Raw genomic sequence first — 1,356 nt, forward strand, 5'->3', positions numbered from 1 at the left:
GGCCCGGGGTTTCCCGGCGGCCGAAGATGCAGCGCGTCTGATCAAGGTCGCCGGAGCCAGCGAGGTGCTGCGTTGAAGGCCATCTTTCCCGAATATCATCCCGTAGTAAAACCCATCAAAGGAGACAAACCATGAGTTCAATCAACCGGCGCGACATCCTGCGCATCGCTGCGGCCGGCGCTGCAGCCGCATCACCCCTGCTGCATGCGCAGTCAAGCTGGCCCACCAAACCGGTAACGATGATCGTGCCGTTTCCCGCAGGTGGCGGCACCGATGCTTTTGCGCGCCCCCTGTCGGCGCAGTTTGCCAAACTGACGGGCAAACAGCTCATCATCGACAACCGCGGCGGTGCCGGCGGGACCTTGGGCGCGAGCATCGCCGCCAAGGCCCAGCCCGACGGCTACACACTCTTCATGGGGGCTGTGCACCATACGATTGCACCTTCGATGTACCCCAAGCTGGACTACGACATCGAAAAGGACTTTGTGCCGCTGGCCCTGATGGCCAACGTGCCGCAGGTGCTGGTAGTCAATCCCCGCAACATGCCGTTTGCCGATTTCAAGGCTTACATTGCAGCCGTGCGCAAGTCGCCCGGCAAGTACAACTACGGTTCGGCCGGGGCGGGCACTTCGCACCATCTGGCAGGTGAGCTTTTCAAGCAGCAGACCAAGACCTTCATCACGCACATCCCTTACCGCGGCGCGGGCCCTGCGCTGCAGGATTTGATCGGCGGCAACGTCGACATGATGTTTGACGGCCTGGGCTCTTCAGCCAACCACATCAAGGGGGGCCGCATCAAGGCGCTGATGGTGTCCGGCACCAAGCGTAATCCAGCGTTTCCGGATGTGCCCTGCGCGGGCGAACTCGGCCTGCCCGACTACACCGTGACCACCTGGTACGGCGTGTGGACGCCCAAGGGCACCCCCACCGACGTGCAGGGGCGCATCGTGGAAGACCTGCGCAAGGCCGCCACCAGCGATGAGCTCAAAGCGATCTGGGCTAACAACGGTGCGGACTTCGGCAATCTCACGCCCCAGCAGTTCGGCACCTTTGTGAGCAATGAGGTCAAACGCTGGTCGGCGGTGGTGAAAGCCTCCGGCGCCAAACTTGATTGACCTTTAATGTCTGGAGCCGTTTTACTGGAAGTGAAGGGCTCCCTGGCCTTGGTGACCCTTTCCCACCCCGGCAAGCTCAATGCCATGAGCCGGGCCATGTGGCGCCAGCTTCGCGCAGCGTTCGAAAGCGTCCAGCAGTCAGCCGATGTGCGCTGCGTGCTGGTGCGGGGGGAGGGCGGCCACTTCTGCGCAGGCGGCGACATCTCTGAATACGCGGGGTTCCGGTTTGAGGAGGCGGGTC

At 62.8% G+C, this 1,356-nt stretch carries 2 protein-coding genes; both read left to right on the forward strand.

What is annotated here, in order from left to right:
- The first annotated feature begins 131 nt into the window (after nucleotides 1-131).
- Entirely contained in the window at nucleotides 132-1,115 is a 984-nt protein-coding gene (locus AC1D0Z_RS21875; RefSeq protein WP_477660252.1) for a Bug family tripartite tricarboxylate transporter substrate binding protein, read from the forward strand.
- Between the two features lie 6 nt (nucleotides 1,116-1,121).
- On the forward strand, nucleotides 1,122-1,356 hold a 235-nt coding region (locus AC1D0Z_RS21880), incomplete at its 3' end, for an enoyl-CoA hydratase/isomerase family protein (protein ID WP_477660253.1).

The sequence above is a fragment of the Polaromonas sp. P1_E3 genome (assembly GCF_056405935.1).

Coding starts and splice junctions, on each gene's coding strand:
- AC1D0Z_RS21875 (WP_477660252.1), top strand. CDS start 132: ATGAGTTCAATCAACCGGCGCGACATCCTGCGCATCGCTGCGGCCGGC.